The following is a 24,996-nucleotide window of genomic DNA, read 5'->3' as shown; positions in this document are numbered from 1 at the left end:
CAGCACCTTAGGGTCTCGAAAGCACTTTATGGGATGCCGGTTGCGGCACGCGCAAAGCCGGGCGAAGACGGCGTATTTGAATTCTGGTTTGCCCACCATCGCATCCTCACCCTTGACCTGAGAAGCGAAAATCACTGACCATAAAGTGTCAATGATGTCCCCGCACGTCTGTCAACCATGTCCCCGGTCTATACACCGGCTGCAAAGAGAAGTAGGCAAGAGAAAGCAGCTCAAACCGCTCCTGCTAAGCGGGTCCCGTAGTTTGCAACGGGTAGTGGTGCATCTGGAATCCGTGTTCTCGCACATTCCGCGTTAGTGACAAAGGACTCATCAACTCCCACTCCGCACTGCGTGCGTCGCGGACGGGTCTGCATGGGAAACCACGGGCTTCGTTTGAGGTCCGTGGGGCCATCGGCTTCGCCTCGGCGACGCGCCTCTGCATTCACTCCGGAATCCCCTCTTCAAATGATGTGTCGGTGCGCTGCAATCACAGTCCCGGTCCCGGTTGCAGTTGCCGTTCCAATCACAATCACAATCCCGGTGGCGGTGGCGACGGTTACAGCGGTGCAATGACCAGCCACGGTCGGTGACGAGACGCGAGCGTCAAAACGTAGCGAGTGGTTTTAAGAAGTACTCTTCGGCGCGCGCAGCGTCGCCGGAAGTATGACGCCCTTGTCACTGGCGCCGAATGTGCGAGAACACAGATTCCAGATGCACCACTACCCGTTGCAGACCACAGGCCCCGCTTAGCAGTAGCGGTTTGAGCTGCTTTCTCTTGCCTACTTCTCTTTGCAGCCGGCAAAGAGAAGTAGGTGCCGCCCCGCACAGGGGCAACGCTAATAGACCACTAACAATGCAAGGAAAGGCACGAAAGCCAGAACAAGGAAAGGCACGAAAGCCAGAACAAGGAAAGGCCAAAGCCCTAAGAACACTGACAAAAAGCGCCGCGCGGACAAAAAACGCAAAAAACCAAAACCACTATCCACCACGAGGCGCCCGAGCCGCCTCATCAAACCGCCGATTAGCCTCAACAACCTCCGCCCTGAACTGCTGCAAAGCACTGACCTCCAAATCCGGCGGCATCAAAGCCGCCCATAAAACATCGATTAACTGACCCGCGGTAGCGTCAATATCGATATGCCGATTAGCCAGCGTAGCGTCCCACAGCACATGTTCCATCGGCCCAAACACCATCGACCGCAACAACCTCAACGGCATGTCAGCCCGAATCTGCCCAGTCTCCTGGCCCTGCGCCAACACCCGCATCAACGGCGCCGTATACCGCCGCTGCAATTCCGTCAGCGCCTCACTCAACTCATGATGCCGGGCCCGGCCCTCGGACAACACCAAAGCACACAGGTCCGTGCCATTGACCAGCATCAACCGCAAATGCGTCCGCACAATAAAAGCAAACTGCTGCCGCACGCTGCCATCCCGCGGCAGCCCCGACTCGATCGCTTCAATGATCTCGTCGTACCAGTCGCCAATCACCCGCGCGCATAACTCGCGCTTGCCGCGAAAATAACTGAACACCGTCGCCTCGGAAATCCCCAGGCGCTGCGCAATCTCCGCCGTCGTCGCGCGCTCGTAGCCCTTCTCGGAGAACACGTCGCGCCCCGCCTGCAAGATCTCCCTCACGCGCTGCTGTGACTTGCGCCCCGCCGGCTGGCGGCGCGAGGCAGGTAACTCAGCCTTCATGGCAACCGTCATATGAGTCCAGTTCAGATTTGTGAGGCCAATCGCCTCGGTCACACCCATTCCATCACTGTATAGCGGCTCCAGACACATGCCAACCGGTTTCTGAGTGATACTCAAAAATACCACTTGACGCTTACGTAAATCTGGCGTGAAATGCGCCTTGAACGTTTCGCGCCTCGTGCGGGGTGGTAAAGGCGGCCCATAAGGCCGCCGCCGTCCGCTGAGCCGCACTCAGACGGGCCGGCACCCACCCAGGCTAAGCCGGTCCGCCAACGAACTCTGGAGACACTGCAATGAGCAACCTGCCCGGTTTGCAATTCCCGCTCGGCGAAGAAATCGAAATGCTGCGCGACAGCATCGCCGGATTCGCCGCCAAAGAAATCGCCCCGCGTGCCGCGGAAATTGATCGCACGGATCAGTTCCCCATGGACCTGTGGCGCAAATTCGGCGACCTGGGCGTGCTCGGCATGACGGTCTCGGAGGAGTACGGCGGCGCGAATATGGGCTACACGGCGCACATGGTCGCGATGGAAGAAATCTCGCGCGCGTCGGCATCGGTCGGTCTCTCATACGGGGCGCACTCGAATCTGTGCGTCAACCAGATTCATCGCAACGGCACGGCAGCGCAGAAGGAAAAATATCTGCCCAAGCTGGTCTCCGGCGAACACATCGGCGCGCTCGCCATGAGCGAACCGAACGCGGGTTCGGACGTCGTCAGCATGAAGCTGCGCGCGGACAAGAAGGGCGACCACTACGTGCTGAACGGCACGAAAATGTGGATCACCAATGGCCCGGATTGCGACACGCTGGTCGTCTATGCCAAAACCGATCCCGAAGCGAATTCGCGGGGCATTACCGCGTTTATCGTCGAGAAGGGCATGAAGGGTTTCTCGGTCGCGCAAAAACTCGACAAGCTCGGCATGCGCGGTTCGCATACCGGCGAACTGGTGTTCCAGGACGTCGAAGTGCCGGAAGAAAATATCCTCGGCCAGTTGAACGGCGGCGTGAAGGTGCTGATGAGCGGCCTCGATTACGAACGCGCCGTGCTCGCCGGTGGCCCGACCGGCATCATGGTCGCAGTCATGGACGCGGTCGTGCCGTATATCCACGACCGCAAGCAGTTCGGTCAGCCGATCGGCGAATTCCAGTTGATTCAAGGCAAGGTCGCCGATCTGTACACCACGCTGCAAGCGTGCCGCGCGTATCTCTACGCTGTGGGCCGTCAACTCGATACGCTCGGCAAGGAACACGTGCGCCAGGTGCGTAAGGACTGTGCGGGCGTGATTCTCTACACCGCTGAAAAAGCGACGTGGATGGCCGGCGAGGCGATCCAGATTCTCGGCGGCAATGGCTATATCAACGAGTATCCGGTCGGCCGTCTGTGGCGCGATGCGAAGCTCTATGAAATCGGCGCGGGCACGAGCGAAATCCGCCGCATGCTGATCGGCCGCGAACTGTTCGCCGAAACGGCTTGAGCCAAGAGGAGAAGCCACGCAATGCCGATCATCGAATCAAAGCTGAATCCGCGCTCGGACGACTTCCGCACCAATGCGGCGGCGCTCGAAGCGCTGGTCGCCGATCTTCGCGCGAAGGTCGAGAAACTCGCGCTGGGCGGCGGGCAAGCGGCGCGCGACAAACACACGGGCCGCGGCAAACTGCTGCCACGTGAGCGCATCGAGAAACTGCTCGATCCGGGCACGCCGTTTCTCGAGTTCTCGCAACTCGCGGCCTACGGCATGTATCACAACGATGCGCCGGGCGCTGGCGTCATCACGGGCATTGGCCGCATCGCGGGGCAGGAGTGCGTGATCGTCTGCAATGACGCGACCGTCAAAGGCGGCACCTACTATCCCGTCACCGTGAAAAAGCACGTGCGGGCGCAGGAAATCGCCGCTGAAAATCATTTGCCGTGTGTCTACCTGGTCGACTCGGGCGGGGCGAATCTGCCGAATCAGGACGACGTGTTCCCCGATCGCGATCACTTCGGCCGCATCTTCTTCAATCAGGCGAATCTCTCCGCGGCGGGCATTCCGCAAATCGCCGTCGTGATGGGTTCGTGCACGGCAGGCGGCGCCTACGTGCCGGCCATGAGCGATGAATCGATCATCGTCAAGAATCAGGGGACGATTTTTCTCGGCGGCCCGCCGCTCGTCAAAGCCGCAACCGGTGAAGTGGTGAGCGCGGAAGACCTCGGTGGCGGCGATGTGCATACGCGTCTGTCGGGCGTGGTCGATCATCTCGCGCAGAACGACGCACATGCACTGGGTATTGCGCGCAGCATCGTCGGTAATCTGAATCGCACGAAGCGGGTGCCGGTGGCATTGCAGGAGCCGAAGCCGCCGCGCTACGACGTGAAGAGCATGTACGGCGTGATTCCCGTCGATACGCGCAAGCCGTTCGATATCCGCGAGGTAATCGCGCGTATTGTCGACGATTCCGCTTTCGACGAATTCAAGGCCCGCTACGGCACCACGCTCGTGTGTGGCTTCGCGCATATCTGGGGGCACCCGGTCGGCATCATCGCGAACAACGGCATTCTGTTTTCGGAGTCGGCGCTCAAGGGCGCGCACTTCATCGAACTGTGCTGCCAGCGCAAGATCCCGCTCGTGTTCCTGCAGAACATCACGGGCTTCATGGTGGGCCGCAAGTACGAAAACGAAGGCATCGCGCGTAACGGCGCGAAGATGGTGACGGCCGTGGCCACGGCGAAGGTGCCGAAGTTCACGGTGATCATCGGCGGTTCGTTCGGGGCAGGCAACTATGGCATGTGCGGCCGCGCGTATTCGCCGCGCTTCCTGTGGATGTGGCCGAACGCGCGCATTTCGGTGATGGGCGGCGAGCAGGCGGCGTCGGTGCTGGCCACGGTCAAGCGCGATGGCATCGAAGGCAAGGGCGGTTCGTGGAGCGCCGAAGAAGAAGAGGCGTTCAAGCAACCTATCCGAGACCAATACGAGCATCAGGGTCACCCGTACTACGCAAGCGCTCGTCTGTGGGACGACGGCGTGATCGATCCGGCGCAAACGCGCGATGTGCTTGGCCTCGGCCTCTCGGCGACGATGAACGCACCGATCGAAGACACGCGTTTCGGCGTGTTCAGAATGTGACAGAGCGCAAAGCGCAGGAGCTGCAACGATGCAATACGAAACGCTGAATGTCGCTTTCGCCGGGCAGATCGCCACGGTCACGCTGAATCGGCCGGACGTGCGCAATGCGTTCAACGAAACGATGATCGCCGAAATCACCTCGGTTTTCACGGCCTTGAACGTGCGCGACGACGTGCGCGCAGTAGTGCTCGCCGCGAACGGCAAGGCATTCTGCGCAGGCGCCGACCTGAACTGGATGAAGAAGATGGCCGGCTACTCGGACGACGAGAACCGTGCCGACGCAATGCTGCTGGCGAACATGCTGTCGTCGATCTATCGCTGCAGCAAACCGGTGGTTGCACGGGTGAACGGCGACGCATACGCGGGCGGCATGGGTCTGATCTCGGCGTGCGATATCGTCGTTGCGGTAGAGAGCGCGCGTTTTTGCCTGTCGGAAGCGCGTCTCGGCCTGATCCCGGCGACCATCGCGCCGTACGTGATCCGTGCGTTGGGGGAGCAGGCGTCGCGCCGCTACTTCACGACCGCTGAGCAGTTCGATTGCGCGACGGCATTCCGCCTCGGCCTGGTTAGCGAAGCAGTCAGTGCGGAACAACTCGACGCTACCGTGCAGCAGATCGCCGAGACGCTTTGCGCAAACGGTCCGCAAGCGGTGCGTGCCTGCAAGCAGCTCGTGCAGGACATCGCTGGCCATGAGTTGAACGAGGCCATGATCGAAGACACGGCGGCGCGCATCGCCCGCACGCGAGCCGGTGCGGAAGGCCGTGAAGGCGTCGCGTCGTTCCTCGAAAAGCGCACGCCGTCCTGGCGCGATTGACATGCCGTTGAAACGTAACTGAAGCGCACCTGAAGCGCGGGCAAGCCTCCACTCCAGGGCGCTGTCCGGCCTTCGCCAGAACAACACAGCCCCGAACGGGACACTTCACCGAGACACCTCATGTTCAACAAGATCCTGATTGCCAACCGCGGCGAGATTGCCTGCCGGGTCGCCGCGACCTGCAAGCGGCTCGGTATCGCGAGCGTGGCCGTGTATTCCGATGCGGACGCCAACGCGAAACACGTGGCCGCCTGTGACGAAGCGGTGCATATCGGCGGATCGACCGCGGCGGAAAGCTATCTGCGGGTCGAGCGCATCATCGAAGCCGCGCGTGCGACCGGCGCACAGGCGGTGCATCCGGGTTACGGTTTTCTCTCTGAAAACGAAGACTTCGCGCACGCCTGCGAAGCGGCCGGCATCGTATTCATCGGACCGCCGGTCGAAGCGATCGCCGCCATGGGCTCGAAGGCGGCCGCGAAGGCGCTGATGCATGCGGCGGCCGTGCCGCTCGTGCCGGGTTATCACGGCGACGATCAGGATCCTGAGTTGCTGCATCGCGAAGCCGATGCGATCGGTTATCCGGTCTTGCTGAAGGCGAGCGCGGGTGGCGGCGGCAAAGGCATGCGCGTGGTCGAGCGCACTGAAGATTTCGCGGCGGCACTGGCGTCGTGCAAACGCGAAGCGGCCAGCAGTTTCGGCAACGACCGCGTGCTGATCGAAAAGTATCTGACGCGGCCGCGTCACGTGGAAGTACAGGTATTCGCGGACCGTCACGGCGGCGCGGTGTATCTGTTCGACCGCGATTGCTCGGTGCAACGCCGTCACCAGAAGGTGCTGGAAGAAGCGCCGGCGCCGGGCTTGTCCGCGGAAGTCAAACGCGAGATGGGCGAAGCGGCCGTGGCCGCCGCGCGTGCGGTGAATTACGTGGGCGCGGGCACGGTCGAGTTCATCATGACCAGCACGGGCGACTTCTACTTCATGGAGATGAACACGCGCCTGCAGGTCGAGCATCCGGTCACGGAAATGGTGACGGGCCAGGATCTGGTGGAATGGCAACTGCGCGTCGCCGCCGACGAACCGCTGCCGCTTTCGCAAGAGCAACTGAAAATCGACGGCCACGCGATCGAAGCGCGTATTTACGCCGAGCATCCGGCCCGTGGCTTCCTGCCGTCGACGGGTACGCTCAAGCATTTGCGCATGCCCGAAGGCGTCGAATTCACCATCGGCGCGGCCGGCCTAGGCGAGCCGGACCGCAAAGCGCCCGTGCGCATCGACAGTGGCGTGCGCGAAGGCGACGCCATCACGCCGTTCTACGATCCAATGATTGCCAAGCTGATCGTCCACGGCGCGACGCGTGAAGAGGCGCTCGCGCGGATGAATCGTGCGCTGCGTGCCTGCGAAGTGGTCGGCCCGCATACCAACGTCGAGTTCCTGCAACGCATTGTCACGAGCGAACCGTTTGCGACTGGCGATCTCGATACGGGTTTGATCGAGCGTCATCACGATGCCTTGTTCGCGCCCGTGAAAAAGCCCTTCAAGGAAGCCCTGGCGCTCGCTTGCGCCGCATTGTTGACGCGTGAAGGCGGCACGGCGCACGGCGCGTCGCCGTGGGATGCACTATCGCACTGGCGTCTGAACAGTGGCTATACGCAGACGCTCGGCTGGCGTGACGTCGAAAACGAAAGCGTTTTCACGGCCACGTTTGCTCGCGACGGCGCCACGCAAACGCTCGAACACGACGGCGTGCGCGAAGGCTTCACCTGGTCGGAAGGCACCGGTCAGCACGAATACCGCGCGACGATCGGCGACGCGCGGGTCACGGGGCGTGTTTTCGTCGACGGCGACACGTTCCACGTGTTCTGCCTCGGCGAGGCGCTGGCGTTCGAGTGGCAGAACCTGCTCGCCCATGCCGCGGATGCTGAAGGTGGCGAAGGCCGCTTGACCGCACCGATGCCGGGCAAGGTGATCGCGCTGCTGGTCGAACCGGGCACGGTGGTGGAGAAGGGCACGCCGCTGATCGTGATGGAGGCGATGAAGATGGAGCACACCATCGGCGCACCGGCGGCAGGCACGGTAAAGGAATTCCTGTATGCGGTTGGCGATCAGGTTGCCGACGGGGCGCAGCTTCTGGTGCTGGATGTGGGCTAACGGCCGTGCTTAAGCGAGGCGCGCGTAGCCGGCGGCGCGCGCTTCGTTTTCGAGTTGCTCGATCCGTGCGTAGTCGGTGAGCGGCAACGCGGAAAAACCCTTCAAACGCAGGCGTTTGGCACGTTCTGGCTGGGCACGGTGCGCTTCGTTGAGTGCCTCGCGCAGCGTCTCGATCGTCGCGGACGGCACATTGTTGGAGGCAATCAAAGGCAAACCCGGCGATGCAGCGGTCAAGCCGATTTGCCGAACCTTTTGCGCCAATTCTGGCAATTCATCGCAGACAAAGGCGAACGTCACGCAGTCGATTGCGGCGACGTCCGCCCGATTGTCGACCACCGCCCGCAACGATCCGAGATGCGAGCCGGTGCGCAGGACCGCGCTGAAAAACGCACCGTCGCGCGCAAGCGGCGCCACCGCGTGGCGAAACACATTCATGCCGCTATTCGAATCGTCCTGATTGTAGGCGGCACGCGCGCCACGGCAAGCCGCAATTGAATCGAACTGCGCATCCGCCCGCGTCACCAGGACGCTCGAATAATCCGCCCCTGCGCAGCCCGGCGCATCGAATTGCGGCGTAGCGATCACCTGAACCTGCTCGTTCAAGCCATGCACCAATGGATAGCCGCAGGTTTGCGAGAGCAGTACGTTGGGGCGCCGCCAGAAACCATGCAGTTCTTCGTCGGGCTCGACGATGCGGCAGTCCGGGCTCACCATGCGCAAGACGTCGTCTAACCACTCGCGCCACACAGTGGCAAGCGCGGGCGTCACGTTGTACATCGGCAGGGCGGCGATCCAGGTCATGGACGCGATTCTGGCATACCTACTGTCTGACCATTCGAAATTCGTCGAGCCCGAGGCGCACGGGCTCGGTCTGTTTGAACGGCCATTTGCACTCCACCACCTTCAATATTTCCAGTTGTGCGTCTTCGAACGCGACGAGCAAATCCGTGCGCCGCTTGCTCGCGGCCCCACAATAGGTCATCAACGCCTCGGCGCTGACCTCGAAGACCTGCACCCGATCGTCATAACAGACGCGGAAGGCGACGGTTGCGCATTCCGTGACACAGGGCCTGAATCCTTCATCGACATATACCGACATGACAACCTCCCGCCGCACGCCCGAGTCATCAGGATGACTGGCCGTAAGCTTTCGGTATGTGGGAAAACCGGCATTTGCTGTAAAAATGCCGGGCACCCGCTTGATCTTACCGATCGGAAACAGTAGGCACCTGCGTGGCCGCATGCGTAGTCCGATTTTGCCTCAGGACGGCGGGCCCGTCATTCAGAGTTCCAGCGACAGTCCGTCCGTCGCGGCGACGTCGTCGGCGACCGGCCGCCCCATGCAGATGAGGGCATGGCCTGCGTCGATGGGGGCGTCCGTGGGTTCTTCGTAGGCGACTCGCCCGTTTAACACGCGCGTGGAGCATGTCCCGCACATCCCGGACCGGCAGCTCGACGGCGCGGCGATCCCGCATGCCTCGGCGAGGTCGAGAAGCGTGCCGTTCTTCGGCAGCCATTGAACCGTGCGCTGCGATCGCGCGAACGTTACGGGTATGCCTGCTCCATCGTTTGCCGGCACGTTTGCGGGGCGCGAGCTTTGGGCGTTTTCCGCCACCGCCGCTGGGATTGCAGGCGTGCGTTTGACGGTTGCCGGTCCAAACGCCTCAAAGCGGATTCTGTTATCGCCGACGTTGAGCGCGCGCAATCCTTCATACAGTTCACGCATGAACGACTCGGGGCCACACAGATAGAAGTCGTAGTCGTCGAAGGGCAGTGCGCGCTTGATTTCCGCTACGCTCACGCGACCGGGCAAGGTGCCGGAAGGCGCGTGGGTGGCTGGATCGGTGGCGCTGTCGAACAGGTGCATCGAGACCGCCTGATGGCGCGACGCGAGGTCCTGCAGGTGCGCACTGAACGGCCGATCGACGTCGCGTCGCGCGCCATGGAAGAAATGCAGCGGCCTGGGCGGACTAAGCGGCTCGCGCGCGGCAATGGCGTGATGCAGCATCGTGATCATCGGCGTGATGCCGATACCCGCCGAAATGAACACGGCGGGGCGCAGGCTGGCTGAATCGTAGGTGAATGCGCCACGCGGTGCCATCGCTTCGATCTGCATACCGGCGGCGAAGCGGTCATGCAGCCAGGCTGAGCCGACCCCGTCGCGTTTCACGGTGATCCGGTACTGCCGCCGGTTGCTCCCGTCGGACAGCGTATAGGTGCGCGTCAGCGGTTTGTCCAAGCCGTCGATCGGCACGCGGATCGGCAAGTATTGCCCGGGCTCGTACGCCGGCAACGGTGAGCCGTCCGTCGATTCAAAATAGAACGAGCGGATCATGGGCGTTTCTTCGTGCACGGCGGAGATCCTGAGCTTCTTCCACGGCGATTCGAGCGTTGAAGCAGGCAGGGAATCGAGCGGTGAGGCCGACAGGGAATCAGGCAACGAAGCAGGCGGTGCAGCGGGCACCGAAGCGGCCAGTGAAGCCGGCGCCACGAACTGTGGCGCATAGCCGACTTCCGACCAATGAAACGGTAACGCCTGGCGGCTGCGCCGCACTTCGGTAATACGAAAGCGCACCAGCCGCTCGGCCAATGGAAACTCAGCCAGTTCCGGACCGTCCCAGACGATTTCGGCGAGCGCCGCGACGTATAGCAGGTCGCCGCTCGCGAAGTCTACGAACAACAAGCCGGCGCGCGGATCGTGGAGCAGATTGCCCAGCGTGTTGAACAAGCGGTTGCCGCTGAAATCGGGCGTTGTCAGGGTGGTCGCGTCGTCAATGCGCACGAAGCCCGGCATGCCGCCGCGATGCGAAACATCGGCGCCGCGAGCCGGGCCCGCATCCTCGCTGACGTTCGCGCTGGCGATAAAAAAAGTATCCGTGTTGGCCAGCAATGCGCGGTCCGCTGCGCTGAGTTGGGTCGACGTTTCAACGGGTGTCCGCGTGCCGGTTGCGCCGCGCGCAACGAAGGTCGGCGTACGGCTTTGAATATATTTTGCGCAGTTGCCAAAGCTTTGCATGACCTCGAGCGTGACCGTATCGCCATCTACCGACGACACGACGCCGTTGACGCGATTGCGCCGCCGGGTCTGCGCTTGCAGCCCCAGGCCACCGATCATCATGCCGGGCTGCCAGTACCCAGCCAGTGGATCGCCCGGTAAAACGCCGCCCTCGATCCGCAACGTGCGCGGATCCGGGGACGATACAAAGCCCGGTTCGGCCGCGCGCAACGTTGCCCACGGCTGGCCGTTTGCGTCGAGCCCGCCGAACACCATGAATGGCTGTTCGGCGTAAAACTGCCGATGCTGGTCCGGCATATACCGACGGATGCCTCGACGGCCAATCGACTCCGCCTCTTCGTTTACTCCCACATGTTGCTGTACCAGGAGTTCGGCGGCGTGAAACGGCGACTCGGCGGCGTCCCAGCCGCGCGGCGCGCCGGAAGAATGCTGGGACATATCGGCCTCTGCCCGTCAGGGCGTACGCATTTCTCTGGTTAAGCGGCGAGCAGTCCGGCCTTCGTTGCAGGCATCGCGATGAAGCGTGGCAGCGCTTCGACACGGCGGAGCCACGCCCGGATGTTCGGGTACGGCTCGAGCGAGACGCCGCCTTCCGGCGCATGGGCGATGTACGTATGCGCGGCGATGTCGGCGATGCTCACATGGTCCCCCGCGGCGAAATTCTTGCCGGCAAGCTCGGCGTCGAGCACGTCGAATAGCTTGTGGGCGATCTTCTGCGCGGTGTCGAGATTGAGCGGCGCACCGAATACCGTCACCAGCCGCGCTGCGCACGGTCCGTAAGCGATCTGTCCGGCGGCGAGCGAGAGCCATCGTTGCACGGCGGCGGCGCCAAGCGCGTCTTCCGGCAGCCATGACGGGTCGCCATAGCGTTTCGCCAGATAGACGAGGATTGCGTTCGAATCGAACAGCACCGTCTCGCCATCTTCGATTGTCGGCACCTGGCCGAACGGGTTGAGCTTCAGGTATTCCGGGCGACGATTGTCGCCGGCAGCCATGTTCAGTTCGATCACTTCAAAAGGCAGATCGAGTAATGTCAGGAACAACTTCACGCGGTGCCCGTGCCCGGAGAGGAGCGTGGTGTGAAGGCGGATCGGCTGGGCGGGTTTGGCGGCTGACATTGAAAGCTCCTGGGGCGGGGAAAGCCGACAACCGTCGACTGGAATGGGGTAAGCGTACCGGCTCGCGGCACCGCGCAGAAGACTGCTAAGCTAGAAAACATAATCAATCAAAGATGGACAATGGGCGAATGGCAGATCTAAAAGATGTCAATCTGAACCGCCTTGCGATTTTTGTTGCAGTGGTGGAAGCGGGCTCGTTTACCGCGGCGGCCGCGCGTCTCGGCCTCACGAAAACGATGGTCAGTACGCATCTGCAGCGGCTCGAGCGCGAAATCGGCGCGGGTCTGCTGGTCCGAACGACGCGGCGGCTCAGCGTGACCGAAAGCGGGCGTGCTTTCTACGAGGCAAGTTGCAAGATCTTGCAGGCGGCGGAGGAAGCGCTATCGGCCGTATCGGGGGAATCTGCGCCGTTACGCGGCACGTTGCGCGTGAATGCGCCGATCGACTACGGGGCGTTGGTGGTGACGCCCGCGCTAGTGGAGATGCGCCGTGAGTATCCGGAACTCGACATCGAACTGGTCTGCAACGACCACTATGTGGATCTGATCGCGGAAGGCATCGACGTGGCCATCCGTCTGGGGCAACTTGCCGACTCGGGCTACCGTGCCGTGAAGCTCGGTGGTTACGTCAAATGGATCGTCGCGAGTCCGGAATTCATCGATACGTGGGGTAAGCCGAAGACGCCGGCTGCGCTCGCTGCCATGCCTCATGTCGCGCTATCTGTCTTGCCGCATCCGCTGACGCTTGAGTTGCAGCGGGCGAAAGGCACAAGACAAAGCGTGCGCTGCGAGAATGTTCTGCTGGTGAATACAGCCGATGCCGCCCGTGCGGCGACGCTAGCGGGCGGTGGCTTCGGATTGCTGACGGATTTTTCGATCGCGGAAGACGTGGCGGCGGGTCGGCTGGTCCGCCTGTTGCCGGATTGGGCCGGCAAGCCCAAGGGCATCTACGCGGTGTTTCCGCCTACCCGTTATCCGACGGCAAAGGTACGCGCGTTGATCGACGTGATCAGGAGAAGGCTTGAGCCGCCTGTGGACGGCTAACGCCGGACAGAGCATGGAACGCGCACTGACTCTCAACGCAGTTTTTCGTCGTTATGCTTTAGCCTGCTAAGCATAGTTAAAACGCTCGCTTATCCATGCGATTCGGCGTTGTTACGATCGCGGTTTGATCGTATTGACCAGACCGGAATTTCGAGCCTTGACCTTTTCTATCTTTCGTTTGCTCGCTCGCGCGGCGCTGTCTTCGCTGCTCGTCGTGAGTGCCGCTCACGCGCAGACCGCTGCCAATTCTTCGCCACGGCTCACCCCGATGTGATCAGCATCCTGGTCGCGCAGTTGACGTCGGCGGGGGTGTGGGTTCGCAGCCATCCCGACGATGCGGCGAAGCTGCTCGCGCCGATCTGGGGCTTGGACGCGGCCCGCAGCGCGTTAAAGCATCGGGTTTATCACTCCAGCAGATAACCGTATCGGATTTGCTTCGTTGTCGCCGCGCGCATGCACCGGTAAATTCGTCTGACTTCGCCTTAGCCGGCGTCCTTCGAACAGATTCGACGAAGAGTTTCCTGTGACGACTGCCTTAACACCCACCGCCGCCAGCGCCACTGGCCATATCAATCAAGCCCGGCACATCGAAATTCGCGCTTTCGACGGTCCCGTCGGCGCTGAAGTTCTGGGTCTCGATCTCAGCGAGCCGCTGGGCCAGGAGGATTTCGCACGCATTCACCGTGCGCATCTGGACCATCACGTGCTCGTGTTTCGCGATCAACGCATCACGCCGGATCAGCAGATTGCCTTCAGCCGACGCTTCGGCCCGTTGCAGATTCACGTGCTGCATCAATTCCAGTTGCCGGGTTATCCGGAGGTGCTGGTCGTCTCGAACATCGTCGAGAACGGTCAACCGATCGGTCTCGGCGACGCCGGTCATTACTGGCACTCCGATCTGTCGTACAAGGAGAAGCCGAGCCTCGGGTCGCTGCTCCATGCGCAGGAACTGCCTTCGGAAGGCGGCGACACGCTGTTCGCCAACATGCACCTCGCGTGGGACACGTTGCCGGCGAACCTGCGCAACGCGGTGGAAGGGCGTTCGGCCGAGCACACATATCTCGCGAAATACGCGGAATTGCAGAAACGCAGCCCATGGCGGCCGAATCTGTCGGCAGAGCAGATCGCACAAGTGAAACCAGTCGTGCAGCCGATTGTGCGCACGCATCCTGAGACCGGCCGCCGCGCGCTCTTCGTCAGCGAGCATTTCACGACTCGCGTGATCGGCTTGCCGGAAGACGAGAGCAATTCATTACTCGAAGAAATTTTCGCGCATAGCGTGCGCCCCGAGCATCTGTACCGGCATCAATGGGCCGAACACGACATGGTGTTCTGGGACAACCGCTCGTTGATGCATCTTGCGGCCGGCACGCCAGATCATCTGCGCCGCAAACTGTATCGCACGACGATTGAAGGCGACGTGCCGTTCTGACGGCAACGCCGCCCGCCATAACCACTATCACATGCTGACCGGAGTTCCGATGCTTGCCAGGTTTCGCCCGACCGCTCTTCGGTCGTCTTTTTCCCGTCGTTTGACCGCAACGCTGCTTACTTTGTCGATGGGTGTCGCCGGTTTCGGCGCAGCCGTACCCGCGCACGCCGAAGGGCAGATCCGCATCGCCGAACAGTTCGGCATCGTCTATCTGCAGCTGAACGTGGCGCGCGACCAGCAATTCGTCGAGAAAGAAGGGCGCAAGCAGGGCCTCGATATCAAGGTCGACTGGGTGAAACTCTCGGGCGGCGCCGCCGTCAACGACGCGCTGCTCTCCGGCGCGGTGGATATCGCCGGTGCGGGCGTCGGCCCCTTGCTGACTATCTGGGACCGCACGCACGGCAAGCAGAATGTGAAGGGCGTGGCGTCGCTCGGCAATCTGCCGTACTACCTTGTCAGCAACAATCCCAATGTCAAGACGATCGCCGACTTCACCGAGAAGGACCGTATCGCGTTGCCGGCGGTGAATGTGTCGGTGCAATCGCGCGTGCTGCAATACGCGGCGGCGAAGCGCTGGGGCGACAAGGATTACAACCGCCTCGACAAGTTCACGCAGGCGCTGCCGCATCCGGACGCGGCAGCGGCGATCATTGCGGGCGGCACGGAAATCACCGGACACTTCGGCAATCCGCCGTTTCAGGAGCAGGAACTCGCCGGCAATCCGAAGGCGCACATCGTGCTGAATTCGTACGACGTGCTGGGCGGCCCGAGCTCGGCAACCGTGCTGTACGCAACAGAAAAATTCCGCGACAACAATCCGAAGACCTATCGCGCCTTCGTCGATGCGCTGGCGGATGCCGCACGCTTTATCTCGGCGAATCCCGACGCCGCAGCCGATATCTACATCCGTACGAACCAGTCGAAAATCGACCGCAATCTGCTGCTGAAGGTCATCAAGGATCCGCAGGTGCAGTTCAAGGTCGCACCGCAGAACACGTTCGGACTCGCGCAGTTCATGTATCGCGTCGGCGTCATCAAAAACGAGCCCAAGTCATGGAAGGATTATTTCTTCGACGATCCGGCAACCGCGTCGGGAAGTTGAGCGTGATTTTCTTCTCGAGCTTCGCCGGCTATTCCTCGGCGCGTGCGGTCGGCTTACAGGGAGCGATCTGATGGTGGCCAATCCTACCTCGCTGTTTCCGAACGATGCTGAGCAGGCCGCTCCGGTGACCAGCGAAAGACTGCTCGCGGTCGAACACGTCAACCTCGAATACCGCACGCGTGAACGGATCGTTCGCGCGACCCACGACGTGAGTTTCGACGTGTACGGGGGCGACCGCTTCGTCCTGCTTGGCCCCTCGGGTTGCGGCAAGTCGACGCTGCTCAAAGCCGTGGCCGGCTTCATCCAGCCGACGTCGGGCAGCATCTCGCTCGAAGGCGTTGCCGTGCGCGGTCCCGGCGCTGATCGTATTGTGGTGTTTCAGGAGTTCGACCAGTTGCCGCCGTGGAAGACGGTTCTGCAGAACGTGGCTTTCCCGCTGCGGGTGGCGAAGAAGCTTTCACGCACAGAAGCCAAAGAACGCGCGCTGCATTATCTCGACAAGGTGGGGCTTGTTTCGTTTGCCAATGCCTATCCGCATACGTTGTCGGGCGGGATGAAGCAGCGCGTCGCGATTGCCCGCGCGCTGGCGATGCAACCGCGCGTGCTGCTGATGGACGAACCGTTTGCCGCGCTCGACGCGCTGACCCGCCGCAAGATGCAGGAGGAACTGCTGCGCCTGTGGGAAGAGGTGAACTTCACGCTACTGTTCGTCACGCATTCAATCGAAGAGGCGCTCGTGGTCGGCAACCGGATTCTGTTGCTGTCGCCGCATCCAGGCCGCGTGCGCGCCGAGCTTAACAGCCACCAGTATTCGCAGGATAGTTTCGGGCGCAGCGACTTTCAGCACAGCGTTGCGCGTATCCATCACCTGTTGTTCGAACAAACGGAGGCCGTTCAATGAGCACGCCCACCGTCCTGCTGCCGCCGGTTCGTGAGGAGTATGAGCGCCCGCTCGAACCGCTCGGTGAACTTGTTCTCGAAGCGCCGCTGCCTCTCGGCAAGCGCCTCTTTGCGCAAGGCTGGTTGCGCAAGACGCTGATTGCGCTGGTGTTGATCGCGATATGGGAAATCGCAGCGCGCGCGGTCGACAACGATCTGCTGCTGCCGACTTTCGGCGCGACGTTCAGCGCCTTCGTACAAGGTGTCTGGTCGGGCGAACTGCTGCAGAAAACGGCAGTGTCGATGTCCGTGCTGCTGCGCGGCTATCTGCTTGGCGCCGCACTCGCCTTTGTTCTGACGTCGCTGGCCGTATCGACGCGTATAGGCCGAGATTTTCTGTCGATGCTGACCGCGATGTTCAACCCGTTACCTTCCATCGCGCTGTTGCCGCTCGCTTTGCTCTGGTTCGGACTCGGCACCGGCAGCCTGCTGTTCGTGCTGGTGCACGCGGTGCTGTGGCCGCTTGCGCTCAACACGTACTCCGGATTTCAATCGGTGCCGGCGACGCTGCGTATGACGGGGCGTAACTACGGCCTCACCGGTATGCGCCATGTGCTGCTGATCCTGGTACCGGCCGCATTGCCGTCGATTCTTGCAGGCTTGCGCGTGGGCTGGGCCTTTGCGTGGCGCACGCTGATCGCCGCCGAACTCGTATTCGGTGCGAGTTCCGGCAGCGGTGGGCTTGGGTGGTATATCTTTCAGAATCGCAACGAGTTGTATACGGATCGCGTTTTCGCCGGGCTGGGTGCGGTCATCGTGATTGGCCTGCTGATCGAGCATCTGGTGTTCGATACGCTCGAGCGTGTGACCGTTCGGCGCTGGGGCGTGCAGCACTAACGATCCGATGGCGCGACAATGAGAGTGCAGCAACGCGCTTAAGTATGACGAAATGCGAAGCGCGCTGAAGTTGGCGAAACAACCGGTCGCTCCAGCCGCGACCGGCCCCGAACCAGATCGACAGGAGACCCCGTCATGGGAATGCGCCCAGATCCTACGTTCCACGCATCGCCGAAACTTGCCATGGATGCGCCAGCGGAAGACTTCGCTTACACGCTGCTGCTCAGCCCCGATTTCTCGCAGCCTGATGCACTCGCCGTCGTCGATGTGAAGCCCGGATCGCCGACCTACAGCCAGGTGGTTCACACGGTGCCGGTGCCGAACAAGGGGGACGAATTTCATCACTTTGGATGGAATGCCTGCTCATCGTCACTGTCGCCGCTGACCGGCCACGCCTTCCTCGAACGGCGTTATCTGATCATTCCGGGGATGCGCTCCTCGCGCATCTACATCGTGGACACCAAGCCCCATCCGACCCAGGCGAAAATCCACAAGATCATTGAACCCGAGGAAATCTTCCGCAAGACGGGCTACTCGCGTCCCCACACCGTTCATTGCGGACCGGAAGGAATCTACATCAGCACGCTCGGCGGCGCTGGGAAGGATGGCACAGATGGCCCCCCGGGGATCTTCATCATGGACTGCGAGACTTTCGAGGTTCTCGGCCGCTGGGAAATCGACCGTGGGCCCCAGGAAAAACACTACGATTTCTGGTGGAACCTGCCGCGCGACTACATGGTGTCGAGCGAGTGGGCGTTGCCGCCGCAATTCGAGAATGGGATCGTCCCCGAAGATCTTCTCTCGAACAAGTACGGGCACCACATCCACTTCTGGGATTTGCGGGCGAGGCGCAACGTGCAGACGATCGACCTCGGCGCCAACCATCAGATGGCGCTCGAAGTGCGGCCTGCGCACGATCCCAGCCGCGAATACGGCTTCATTGGCGTGGTGGTGGATACGACGAACCTTGAAGGATCGATCTGGACCTGGTGGCGGGAGGGCGGAAAGTTTCACATCGAGAAGACCGCGACGATTCCGCCCGAGCCCGCTGCCACGGAACTGCTTCCGCCCTTGCTGCAGGGATTCGGCGCGGTGCCGCCGCTCGTCACCGATATCGATCTCTCCATCGACGACAAATTCCTGTACGTCGCCTGTTGGGGAACCGGCGAAATGCGCCAGTACGACGTGACGGAACCCCGTAAGCCGAAGCTCACGGGATCGGTCCACATCGGCGGGATCGTACGGCGCACGCCTCACCCGAACGGTCAAACCTTCGCGGGTGGTCCGCAGATGGTCGAGATCAGTCGCGACGGGAAGCGTGTCTACTGGACCAACTCGCTCTACTCGACGTGGGACAACCAGTTCTATCCGGACGGTGTGCCGGCGGCACAGGTCATGGCCCGGGCGGAACCTGGTGGCGGCCTTGCGCTGGCCGACGACTACTGGGTCGCCTTTCCCGACGGATACCGGGCTCACCAGATCCGGCTCGAAGGCGGTGACTGCTCGACCGATTCGTTTTGCTACCCGTCGGTGGGAACTTGATTGGTAGTGGCTGGCCGCAGATCGCCCTTTGGTTAGCCGTCGCGGCGAGTGGCCTCTATCACGGGCTCAACCCGGCGATGGGATGGCCGCTCGCCGTTTCGAGCGGGCTGATGGACAAACGTGCACGGGCGCTGTTCTCCGCACTCCTGTATCTCGCGGCGGGGCACGTGTTGGCCATGTTCGTGGTGATCGTGCCCTTCGCCATGCTTGCGGTCCTGCTCGCCTGGCAGCGCGAGATCCAGATCGGCGCGAGCGTGCTGGTCATCGGCTTTGGTGTCTTCCTTCTGATCTGGCGGCGCCATCCGCGTGTACTCGCGCGTATCCCGCCGTCGCGGCTTGCGCTCTGGTCCTTCGCCGTTGCCATCGCGCACGGCGCCGGACTGATGCTGGTACCGATCTACCTCGGCCTTTGCCGGTCCTACGACATGGATCGAGGGCATCAGGCCGCGCGGACTCTGATCGACGCCAATCTGGGCATGGCGCTGCTTGTCTCCGGCGTCCATGCGATCGCCATGATCGCGGTTGGCGGACTGCTGGCCTGGTTGGTCTACCGCTACCTGGGGCTGAAGTTCGTGTCACGGAGCTGGTTCAACCTGGACGCAGTCTGGGCATCGAGCCTCATTCTGGTGGGCACGCTCTCATTGGCGTTCAATGCCGCGCTGCCTGGCGGCGAGGGTTGATAGGGGCGGGCACGGCGATGCAAACGGCGAACCGGCGTGATTCAGGAGCCCTTCAGGAACCGCCGAACCAGTTGTAGCCCTGGTTCTCCCAGTAACCACCGGGATAATCGTTCGTCACACTGATCGCGACGATATGCTTCGGATTCTTGTAGCCGAGCTTGGTCGGCATACGCAGCTTCATCGGGAAGCCGTATTTCGGCGGCAGCACCGCACCGTCATAGGTCAGCGTGAGCAGGGTCTGCGCATGCAACGCCGTCGGCATGTCGATGCTGGTCCAGTAGTTGTCCGCACAATGCAGCGACACATACTTCGCCGTCATGTCCATGCCCGCACGCTTCATGAACTCGGAGAAGCGCACGCCACCCCAGCGGCCAATCGCACTCCATCCTTCGATGCAGATATGCCGAGTAATCTGACTTTTCTGCGGCAAGGCGCGCAGTTCGTCGAGCGTCCAGACGCGTTTGCCATTCGCGAGGCCACTTACCTGGAGCTGGTAGGTCGCCGCGTCGACTTCGGGCACGTCGTCGATGCCGTAGAACGCGTTGAACGGAAACGGCCGTGTGATCATCGACTCCGGGTAGGTCGGGGCCATCTCTTTCGGATTGAACAGCAGGGCTTGCACGTCATCGTTGAAGAACGACATTTTGCGCAGCATGGTGTTCACCGACTTGTCATTGGACAAATCGCAACCTGACAGCAGCGCAATGCCGCCGAGCGTGAGAATTCGTTTTCCGAGCAGGCGGCGTGCCGGATCTTTCAGTTCTTTGCGTGCATCCTTGATGATGGATTCGGCGTGAGACGAAAGAAACGTGTCGAGCTTCACAGGCCGTTTTCGAAAAGTCATGACTACCGTCCACGAATCATCAGAAGCAGCGAGCGCGGCACCAGTGCGACCATGGCGACGTGCACGAAGAAGAACGCAACCAGCACGCTCATTGCAATGAAATGCACGACGCGCGCATTGTCGTACCCGCCCATCAGCGTGCGCAGGAGCGGAAACTGCACCGACTTCCATACGGCCAGCCCTGAGAGCACCAGTAGCGCGATATCGACGATTACCACCAGATAGGCGAGCTTCTGGATGGCGTTGTAGTGGCTGAGGTCCTCATGGCCGAGCTTGCCACGCAGCGCGGCGACGAGATCGGTTGTAAGTGACTTGAAGCTGAGCGGCAGCAGTTTGCGGCGCAGACGTCCGGACGCTAGATTCAGCCCGACGTAGACGAGGAAATTCGTCACCAGCAGCCACATGACCGCAAAGTGCCACAGTAGTGCGCCGCCAAGCCAGCTACCCAAGGTGATGGCGGCAGGAAAGCGCAAGGCTGGAAAGATCGGCGAGGCGTCATAGACTTGCCAGCCGCTCATTACCATCAGTACGACGGCGAGCGCGTTAATCCAGTGCGTGATGCGGACCCAGGCGGGTTGAATCGTTGCGTGGCTCAAAGCGATCTCGTGATTGATGAGGTTGCCCGTCGTTGGAAACGCCAATCCGGCACCTTGAGATTTGTTGTTGACTACGTGAGGCGGCTTGCGTTCGGATCGGCAGCATGCCCGTGACAGGAAGAGCGCCAACGCGCTGCCTTTCCAGTTACGGGCATACGTACCGCCTGGGGGAAGAGCAACGGCTTACTCGCCAGATTTCTGTGCAGCCTGTTCGATCATTGCGGCGACTTCCCGCGGATGGGATTCAAACACCGCATGGCTCGCGCCGTTGATTTCGACCGTGGTCGCGTGAGCACGCGATGCATACATGCGTTCGAGTTCCGGATTGATGATCTTGTCGGCTTTCGCGACCATGTACCAGCTCGGCTTTGTCTTCCACGCCGGATCGGAAACCTGCGCTGAGAACTCGGATGCCGCAAGCGGTATCTGCGCATTCGCTTCGAACTCGGCTTGCGCACGGGGCAGGTCGGGCGCGAACTGCAACGGATAGTCGGCCGGTTTCAGATAAACAAAATGATCCGACGTGCCGACGATGGACAGCGGACCACCCGGGTACTTCTTGCCGTTCTCACCGATGGTTTCACCGGCGTCGAGCGCATGCGCGGCGATGTAGACCAGCGACTTAACGTGCTCGTCGTTTCCGGCTTCACTAATGATCGCGCCGGCATAGCTGTGGCCGACAAGTACGCACGGACCGTCAAGGCTATCGAGCACGCGCTTCGTGGCGGTCACGTCGTCGTTAAACGACGTCAGCGGTTGTTGCACCAGTGTCACGTGGTAGCCGTCCTTCGTCAGAATGTTATAGACGGGACGCCAGCCCGCAGCATCGGCGAATGCGCCATGGACCACGACGATGTTCCTGACCGGTGCGGCAAAAGCGGGCGCAGCGGCAGTGGTAAGCAGGCAGAGTGCAGCCGCCGCTTGCGCGGCAGCGGATCGTAACGTCGGAAAACGCATGTGAGTCCTTGAGTAGTAGGAACTCAACAATCGGTTAGGATTGTTGAGTGAATGGAAAAGAAGACCGCAATGCACTTGCAGAAAATGGCGCCGCTCACCGCCATGACCGGCCGCTATGGGCCGGCATCAGGCCTTAGAACGCTGGCACCACGCCGTCTTTTTCGACGAACAGCACGTGCGCGTCATAAACGCCGCTCGCACCCGGTGTCACCACGGCGAAAACTTTCTTCCCCGCCGTCAGATCTGTCTTGCTCACCGGAACCGGCGTCACGACCGGCACGTTTTCCGGTACGGTTACCGTGCTGCTGCCGCCCTTGTATGACAGATTCAGTTCACGGCCGCTGGTGCCGGTGACAACCGACACCACGTTTGCATTCGTCATCGTGCTATTGGGACCGAAGTCATACGCGAAATGCCCTTCGGCCGTACCGCGTGCCGCTTCAGGAAAAACGATCATCGAAGTGGCCGTCAGTTTTCCATCGCTGCCCGTGATCGCCGGCGTCCCCACGTACGAACCGACTTTGGCGTCGGAAAGCTTGGCGGCCTTGAAAGCCGATACCCCGACGTCCGGCTTGACATCGATCGACACGGTGTCGCCGCTGTTCCGGTGCACGGTCAGAATCTCGCCTTTGAACGACACGATATCGCCACGAATCCGTTCCGGTTTGACGTCAGGCGCTTGCGCAAAAGACGCGCTCGAAAGCGCAAGGGTGGCGAATAATGCAGCTAGTTTGTAATGAATCGACACGAGTTACTCCATCTATGTGAATGCGATTGAATCGGAGCGCCAGACGCTGGCAGACGCCACGCTTGCCGGAAACAATCTTCCGGCGGCAAATCTGTGCGCTGCCAAGGCGCAAACGACTCACGCCAGTTGATTCTTCATGCCCAGGACGTCGATCGATTCGATCGACGGGGGGCTTGCCAGCATCTCGTCGGCGTGTGCCATCAGGGCAGCGGCAATACTTCCATGCAGGTGCGCCTGGCGATCCTCTTCACTCGCAAAAGCGTCGAAGATGCCAAACGTTGTTGGCGATAGCTTGAGAGCGAACCAGATCGGCGTAGTCGCTTCCTGGCCCGCCATTTCAAGACCAGCGGCGAGGAAGTCTGCTACCGTCTGCTCCTTCCCCGGTTTGGCTTCAAGTCGGACAAACAAGGCATTCCTGATCATCTTCGTTCTCCAGTATTCGCATGAGGGGCTCTGCGGTGAACGACACTGTACAAACAGAGTGCGACGGGGAATACTGTCTGAATCGACAATATTGGTATCAATTCCGCCATGCGAATTTTTGTCCTCGCACTCGAAGGGGTGTTCGACACCGGCCTCACCACCGTGCTCGATGGCTTGACCATGGCCAACAGCCTTGCGCGGTCCACGGGAATGGCCACCGCGGGCTTCGACATCACCGTGATGGGAGTGCGTCCCGAGGTGCGTACCTCGCTTGGGATGCAAGTGCCTGTTCACGATGTGACCGACCTGCCTGCCCCGGATTGGGTCGTCGTTCCGGCGCTCAACCGCACGACGGCTGAGGATCTCGTGCCTGCGCTCGGCCGGAACGACGTGATCGATGCGCTAGATACCTTGCGCTCGTGGCGCAGTGGCGGCGCCCGCATTGCAGCCGCCTGTACGGGTACCTTCGTGCTGGCTGAAAGCGGCTTGCTCGACGGTGGCGAAGCCACGACCACCTGGTGGCTCTCGCCGCTGTTCCGGCAGCGCTACCCGAAGGTGCACCTGGACGCGCATCGCATTGTCGTTCCCAGCGGCAACGCGGTAACGGCAGGGGCTGCCCTGAGCCACCTCGACCTTGCGCTCTGGTTGATCCGCAACAATAGCCCTGAGCTTGCGGCGCTCGTGGCCCGGTACCTCGTATTCGATGCGCGGCTGTCGCAGTCCGCCTATGCGATCTCCGATCACCTCTCTCATTCCGACCCGCTCGTCGAGCGATTCGATCGCTGGGTGCGTGAACACCTCGACACGGCAATCGCGCTGGACGTCGCCGCCGATGCATTGGCGACCAGTACGCGGACCTTGACGCGGCGTTTGAACGCCGTGCTCGGTAAAACGCCGGTCGAGTACATTCAGGACCTGCGGATCGAGCGCGCCGTCCAGTTGCTCAAGACGAGCAGCCTCACTGTTGACCGCATTGCCGAGCAGGTCGGCTATGCGGACGGCGTCACGTTGCGAACGTTGCTGCGGCGGCGGATAGGTAAGGGCGTACGTGAGTTGCGCGGGTCCTGAGCCGCCGTGGCCCGATTCGCTGCTACTTCGCCTGACGTGCTGCCGAGATGATTGCGGCAGCGACCTCTTGAGGTTTCGATAGCATCGGAACGTGACTTGCATCGACATCCACGGTCGTAGCACCGATCTGTTTCGCCAATTTCATCTGGAAGCTTGTCGGGACGATCTGGTCCTTCGTCGAGACAACATACCAGGACGGCTTGTCATGCCACGCGGCGTGACCGATCTTTTCGTCGAGACAGCCCGAATACCACGGCCCTTGCGTCGCAGCGAGCACACGCGCCTGCGCGTGGGAAACATCGGGGGCGAAATTTTCGGCCATCGCCTTATCGGACAGCGTCAGGAAACCCGCAGCGTCCTTGTGCAGTTCGGGCAGCCACGCAGGCGCCGGCAGCCCTTTCTGAATGTCGTTGGCCGATTGTCCATTGTCGGGCGCAAACGCTGCGACGTAGACGAGCGCTTTGACCTTATCGTTGTTACCCGCCGCCGTGATCACGGACCCGGCCCACGAATGGCCAACCAGCACCACCGGACCGTTTTGACGGTCGATCGCGCGGGTCGCGGCCGAAACGTCGTCGCCCAGTGACGTCAGCGGGTTTTGCACGGACGTCACGTGCAGGCCTTTTGCTTCGAGGAGAGGAATGACCTTGTTCCAGCTCGATCCGTCCGCGAAGGCGCCATGTACCAGCACAACGTTCTTGCCGGCGAGATCAGGATCGGACGCGGCCTGTGCAGTGGCGGCGGATAGCAGACCACCGGCGATGGCGAGTGACAACAACCCTTTCTTGAGCAGCGTGTTCAAAGTAGTGCCTCGTTAAAAAAACAGGAATGAAGGCGGCGTCACGTAGTCGGGTATCACATTGATTCATGAAAAGTGATGCACCACA

General features: G+C 61.5%; 23 protein-coding genes and 1 pseudogene. 13 read left to right on the top strand and 11 right to left on the bottom strand.

The genetic code is table 11. The annotated features are described in order from the left end of the window. Nucleotides 1-978: 978 nt before the first annotated feature. On the bottom strand, nucleotides 979-1,710 hold the full coding sequence (locus P3T25_RS20820; RefSeq protein ID WP_154558448.1) for a TetR/AcrR family transcriptional regulator: 732 nt from the start codon (nucleotides 1,708-1,710) through the stop codon (nucleotides 979-981). A gap of 281 nt (nucleotides 1,711-1,991) precedes the next feature. Here P3T25_RS20820 and P3T25_RS20815 point away from each other — a divergent pair, with 281 nt between their 5' ends. The 4 genes from P3T25_RS20815 (at nucleotide 1,992) to P3T25_RS20800 (ending at nucleotide 7,764) form a co-directional block, all read left to right on the top strand. Next, on the top strand, nucleotides 1,992-3,173 hold the full coding sequence (locus tag P3T25_RS20815; RefSeq protein WP_154558311.1) for an isovaleryl-CoA dehydrogenase: 1,182 nt from the start codon (nucleotides 1,992-1,994) through the stop codon (nucleotides 3,171-3,173). 21 nt (nucleotides 3,174-3,194) lie between these two features. Next, nucleotides 3,195-4,802, top strand: coding sequence for a carboxyl transferase domain-containing protein (locus P3T25_RS20810; protein WP_266240606.1), 1,608 nt, complete (start codon nucleotides 3,195-3,197; stop codon nucleotides 4,800-4,802). Between the two features lie 28 nt (nucleotides 4,803-4,830). After that, a complete protein-coding gene (locus P3T25_RS20805) occupies nucleotides 4,831-5,616 on the top strand; it encodes an enoyl-CoA hydratase/isomerase family protein (RefSeq protein ID WP_171926176.1) in 786 nt (261 codons plus the stop codon). Nucleotides 5,617-5,736: 120 nt separating this feature from the next. Beyond that, nucleotides 5,737-7,764 (top strand): acetyl/propionyl/methylcrotonyl-CoA carboxylase subunit alpha, encoded by a 2,028-nt coding sequence (locus P3T25_RS20800; protein ID WP_429358872.1) that lies wholly within the window; start codon nucleotides 5,737-5,739, stop codon nucleotides 7,762-7,764. A 9-nt stretch (nucleotides 7,765-7,773) separates the two neighbouring features. On the opposite strand, the gene P3T25_RS20795 is transcribed toward P3T25_RS20800, so the two are convergent. The 4 genes from P3T25_RS20795 to P3T25_RS20780 form a co-directional block, all read right to left on the bottom strand. Beyond that, nucleotides 7,774-8,565, bottom strand: a complete 792-nt coding sequence (locus tag P3T25_RS20795) for a phosphate/phosphite/phosphonate ABC transporter substrate-binding protein (protein WP_429358871.1) — start codon at nucleotides 8,563-8,565, stop codon at nucleotides 7,774-7,776. A gap of 19 nt (nucleotides 8,566-8,584) precedes the next feature. Further along, nucleotides 8,585-8,863, bottom strand: coding sequence for a DUF1488 family protein (locus tag P3T25_RS20790; RefSeq protein ID WP_171926179.1), 279 nt, complete (start codon nucleotides 8,861-8,863; stop codon nucleotides 8,585-8,587). A gap of 183 nt (nucleotides 8,864-9,046) precedes the next feature. Then, nucleotides 9,047-11,218, bottom strand: coding sequence for a pyridoxamine 5'-phosphate oxidase family protein (locus tag P3T25_RS20785; protein ID WP_429358870.1), 2,172 nt, complete (start codon nucleotides 11,216-11,218; stop codon nucleotides 9,047-9,049). A gap of 38 nt (nucleotides 11,219-11,256) precedes the next feature. After that, nucleotides 11,257-11,898, bottom strand: coding sequence for a glutathione S-transferase family protein (locus P3T25_RS20780; protein ID WP_154558318.1), 642 nt, complete (start codon nucleotides 11,896-11,898; stop codon nucleotides 11,257-11,259). A gap of 128 nt (nucleotides 11,899-12,026) precedes the next feature. On the opposite strand from P3T25_RS20780, the gene P3T25_RS20775 reads away from it, so the two are divergent. The 8 genes and pseudogenes from P3T25_RS20775 (at nucleotide 12,027) to P3T25_RS20740 (ending at nucleotide 19,473) form a co-directional block, all read left to right on the top strand. Beyond that, nucleotides 12,027-12,941, top strand: coding sequence for a LysR family transcriptional regulator (locus P3T25_RS20775; protein ID WP_429358869.1), 915 nt, complete (start codon nucleotides 12,027-12,029; stop codon nucleotides 12,939-12,941). A 249-nt stretch (nucleotides 12,942-13,190) separates the two neighbouring features. Next, nucleotides 13,191-13,319, top strand: a pseudogene (locus P3T25_RS20770) (aliphatic sulfonate ABC transporter substrate-binding protein); the annotation flags it as partial. 145 nt (nucleotides 13,320-13,464) lie between these two features. Beyond that, nucleotides 13,465-14,373: a TauD/TfdA dioxygenase family protein gene (locus tag P3T25_RS20765; RefSeq protein WP_429358868.1), complete on the top strand. Its 909-nt coding sequence runs from the start codon at nucleotides 13,465-13,467 to the stop codon at nucleotides 14,371-14,373. Between the two features lie 49 nt (nucleotides 14,374-14,422). Continuing rightward, complete coding sequence (locus P3T25_RS20760; RefSeq protein WP_429358867.1) at nucleotides 14,423-15,475, top strand: ABC transporter substrate-binding protein; 1,053 nt, start codon at nucleotides 14,423-14,425, stop codon at nucleotides 15,473-15,475. Between the two features lie 70 nt (nucleotides 15,476-15,545). Further along, nucleotides 15,546-16,376 (top strand): ABC transporter ATP-binding protein, encoded by an 831-nt coding sequence (locus P3T25_RS20755; RefSeq protein WP_429358866.1) that lies wholly within the window; start codon nucleotides 15,546-15,548, stop codon nucleotides 16,374-16,376. Further along, entirely contained in the window at nucleotides 16,373-17,251 is an 879-nt protein-coding gene (locus P3T25_RS20750) for an ABC transporter permease (protein ID WP_429358865.1), read from the top strand. The genes P3T25_RS20755 and P3T25_RS20750 overlap by 4 nt, the downstream gene beginning before the upstream one ends. A 135-nt stretch (nucleotides 17,252-17,386) precedes the next feature. Continuing rightward, the gene (locus P3T25_RS20745) at nucleotides 17,387-18,793 is read left to right on the top strand and encodes a selenium-binding protein SBP56-related protein (RefSeq protein ID WP_429358864.1); all 1,407 of its coding nucleotides are present in this window, start codon (nucleotides 17,387-17,389) and stop codon (nucleotides 18,791-18,793) included. Beyond that, nucleotides 18,790-19,473, top strand: a complete 684-nt coding sequence (locus P3T25_RS20740; RefSeq protein ID WP_429358863.1) for a hypothetical protein — start codon at nucleotides 18,790-18,792, stop codon at nucleotides 19,471-19,473. Before P3T25_RS20745 ends, P3T25_RS20740 begins: the two co-directional genes overlap by 4 nt. Nucleotides 19,474-19,525: 52 nt before the next feature. On the opposite strand, the gene P3T25_RS20735 is transcribed toward P3T25_RS20740, so the two are convergent. The 5 genes from P3T25_RS20735 to P3T25_RS20715 form a co-directional block, all read right to left on the bottom strand. Continuing rightward, nucleotides 19,526-20,317: a molybdopterin-dependent oxidoreductase gene (locus P3T25_RS20735; protein WP_266260066.1), complete on the bottom strand. Its 792-nt coding sequence runs from the start codon at nucleotides 20,315-20,317 to the stop codon at nucleotides 19,526-19,528. Nucleotides 20,318-20,319: 2 nt separating this feature from the next. Further along, a complete protein-coding gene (locus P3T25_RS20730) occupies nucleotides 20,320-20,913 on the bottom strand; it encodes a cytochrome b/b6 domain-containing protein (protein WP_429358862.1) in 594 nt (197 codons plus the stop codon). A gap of 183 nt (nucleotides 20,914-21,096) precedes the next feature. Then, entirely contained in the window at nucleotides 21,097-21,870 is a 774-nt protein-coding gene (locus tag P3T25_RS20725) for an alpha/beta fold hydrolase (RefSeq protein ID WP_408517482.1), read from the bottom strand. A gap of 133 nt (nucleotides 21,871-22,003) precedes the next feature. Further along, nucleotides 22,004-22,618 (bottom strand): hypothetical protein, encoded by a 615-nt coding sequence (locus tag P3T25_RS20720; RefSeq protein WP_266260071.1) that lies wholly within the window; start codon nucleotides 22,616-22,618, stop codon nucleotides 22,004-22,006. A gap of 117 nt (nucleotides 22,619-22,735) precedes the next feature. Further along, a complete protein-coding gene (locus tag P3T25_RS20715) occupies nucleotides 22,736-23,041 on the bottom strand; it encodes a putative quinol monooxygenase (RefSeq protein ID WP_429358861.1) in 306 nt (101 codons plus the stop codon). Between the two features lie 108 nt (nucleotides 23,042-23,149). On the opposite strand from P3T25_RS20715, the gene P3T25_RS20710 reads away from it, so the two are divergent. Then, nucleotides 23,150-24,109, top strand: coding sequence for a GlxA family transcriptional regulator (locus tag P3T25_RS20710; RefSeq protein WP_429358860.1), 960 nt, complete (start codon nucleotides 23,150-23,152; stop codon nucleotides 24,107-24,109). A 22-nt stretch (nucleotides 24,110-24,131) separates the two neighbouring features. Here the strand turns inward: P3T25_RS20710 and P3T25_RS20705 are convergent, their stop codons facing one another. Next, nucleotides 24,132-24,911: an alpha/beta fold hydrolase gene (locus P3T25_RS20705; RefSeq protein WP_429358859.1), complete on the bottom strand. Its 780-nt coding sequence runs from the start codon at nucleotides 24,909-24,911 to the stop codon at nucleotides 24,132-24,134. Nucleotides 24,912-24,996 lie beyond the last annotated feature (85 nt).

This window comes from Paraburkholderia sp. GAS32, assembly GCF_050434225.1.
GTDB classification, from domain to species: domain Bacteria; phylum Pseudomonadota; class Gammaproteobacteria; order Burkholderiales; family Burkholderiaceae; genus Paraburkholderia; species Paraburkholderia madseniana.
The sequence above is the reverse complement of the archived record's forward strand: the minus strand, read 5'-3'. Positions and strand labels throughout refer to the sequence as shown.

What these genes read in the sequence shown, in the direction of transcription:
- P3T25_RS20820 (WP_154558448.1), bottom strand. Translation starts at nt 1,710, where the DNA reads ATGACGGTTGCCATGAAGGCTGAGTTACCTGCCTCGCGCCGCCAGCCG.
- P3T25_RS20815 (WP_154558311.1), top strand. Translation starts at nt 1,992, where the DNA reads ATGAGCAACCTGCCCGGTTTGCAATTCCCGCTCGGCGAAGAAATCGAA.
- P3T25_RS20810 (WP_266240606.1), top strand. Translation starts at nt 3,195, where the DNA reads ATGCCGATCATCGAATCAAAGCTGAATCCGCGCTCGGACGACTTCCGC.
- P3T25_RS20805 (WP_171926176.1), top strand. Translation starts at nt 4,831, where the DNA reads ATGCAATACGAAACGCTGAATGTCGCTTTCGCCGGGCAGATCGCCACG.
- P3T25_RS20800 (WP_429358872.1), top strand. Translation starts at nt 5,737, where the DNA reads ATGTTCAACAAGATCCTGATTGCCAACCGCGGCGAGATTGCCTGCCGG.
- P3T25_RS20795 (WP_429358871.1), bottom strand. Translation starts at nt 8,565, where the DNA reads ATGACCTGGATCGCCGCCCTGCCGATGTACAACGTGACGCCCGCGCTT.
- P3T25_RS20790 (WP_171926179.1), bottom strand. Translation starts at nt 8,863, where the DNA reads ATGTCGGTATATGTCGATGAAGGATTCAGGCCCTGTGTCACGGAATGC.
- P3T25_RS20785 (WP_429358870.1), bottom strand. Translation starts at nt 11,218, where the DNA reads ATGTCCCAGCATTCTTCCGGCGCGCCGCGCGGCTGGGACGCCGCCGAG.
- P3T25_RS20780 (WP_154558318.1), bottom strand. Translation starts at nt 11,898, where the DNA reads ATGTCAGCCGCCAAACCCGCCCAGCCGATCCGCCTTCACACCACGCTC.
- P3T25_RS20775 (WP_429358869.1), top strand. Translation starts at nt 12,027, where the DNA reads ATGGCAGATCTAAAAGATGTCAATCTGAACCGCCTTGCGATTTTTGTT.
- P3T25_RS20760 (WP_429358867.1), top strand. Translation starts at nt 14,423, where the DNA reads ATGCTTGCCAGGTTTCGCCCGACCGCTCTTCGGTCGTCTTTTTCCCGT.
- P3T25_RS20755 (WP_429358866.1), top strand. Translation starts at nt 15,546, where the DNA reads ATGGTGGCCAATCCTACCTCGCTGTTTCCGAACGATGCTGAGCAGGCC.
- P3T25_RS20750 (WP_429358865.1), top strand. Translation starts at nt 16,373, where the DNA reads ATGAGCACGCCCACCGTCCTGCTGCCGCCGGTTCGTGAGGAGTATGAG.
- P3T25_RS20745 (WP_429358864.1), top strand. Translation starts at nt 17,387, where the DNA reads ATGGGAATGCGCCCAGATCCTACGTTCCACGCATCGCCGAAACTTGCC.
- P3T25_RS20735 (WP_266260066.1), bottom strand. Translation starts at nt 20,317, where the DNA reads ATGACTTTTCGAAAACGGCCTGTGAAGCTCGACACGTTTCTTTCGTCT.
- P3T25_RS20725 (WP_408517482.1), bottom strand. Translation starts at nt 21,870, where the DNA reads ATGCGTTTTCCGACGTTACGATCCGCTGCCGCGCAAGCGGCGGCTGCA.
- P3T25_RS20715 (WP_429358861.1), bottom strand. Translation starts at nt 23,041, where the DNA reads ATGATCAGGAATGCCTTGTTTGTCCGACTTGAAGCCAAACCGGGGAAG.
- P3T25_RS20710 (WP_429358860.1), top strand. Translation starts at nt 23,150, where the DNA reads ATGCGAATTTTTGTCCTCGCACTCGAAGGGGTGTTCGACACCGGCCTC.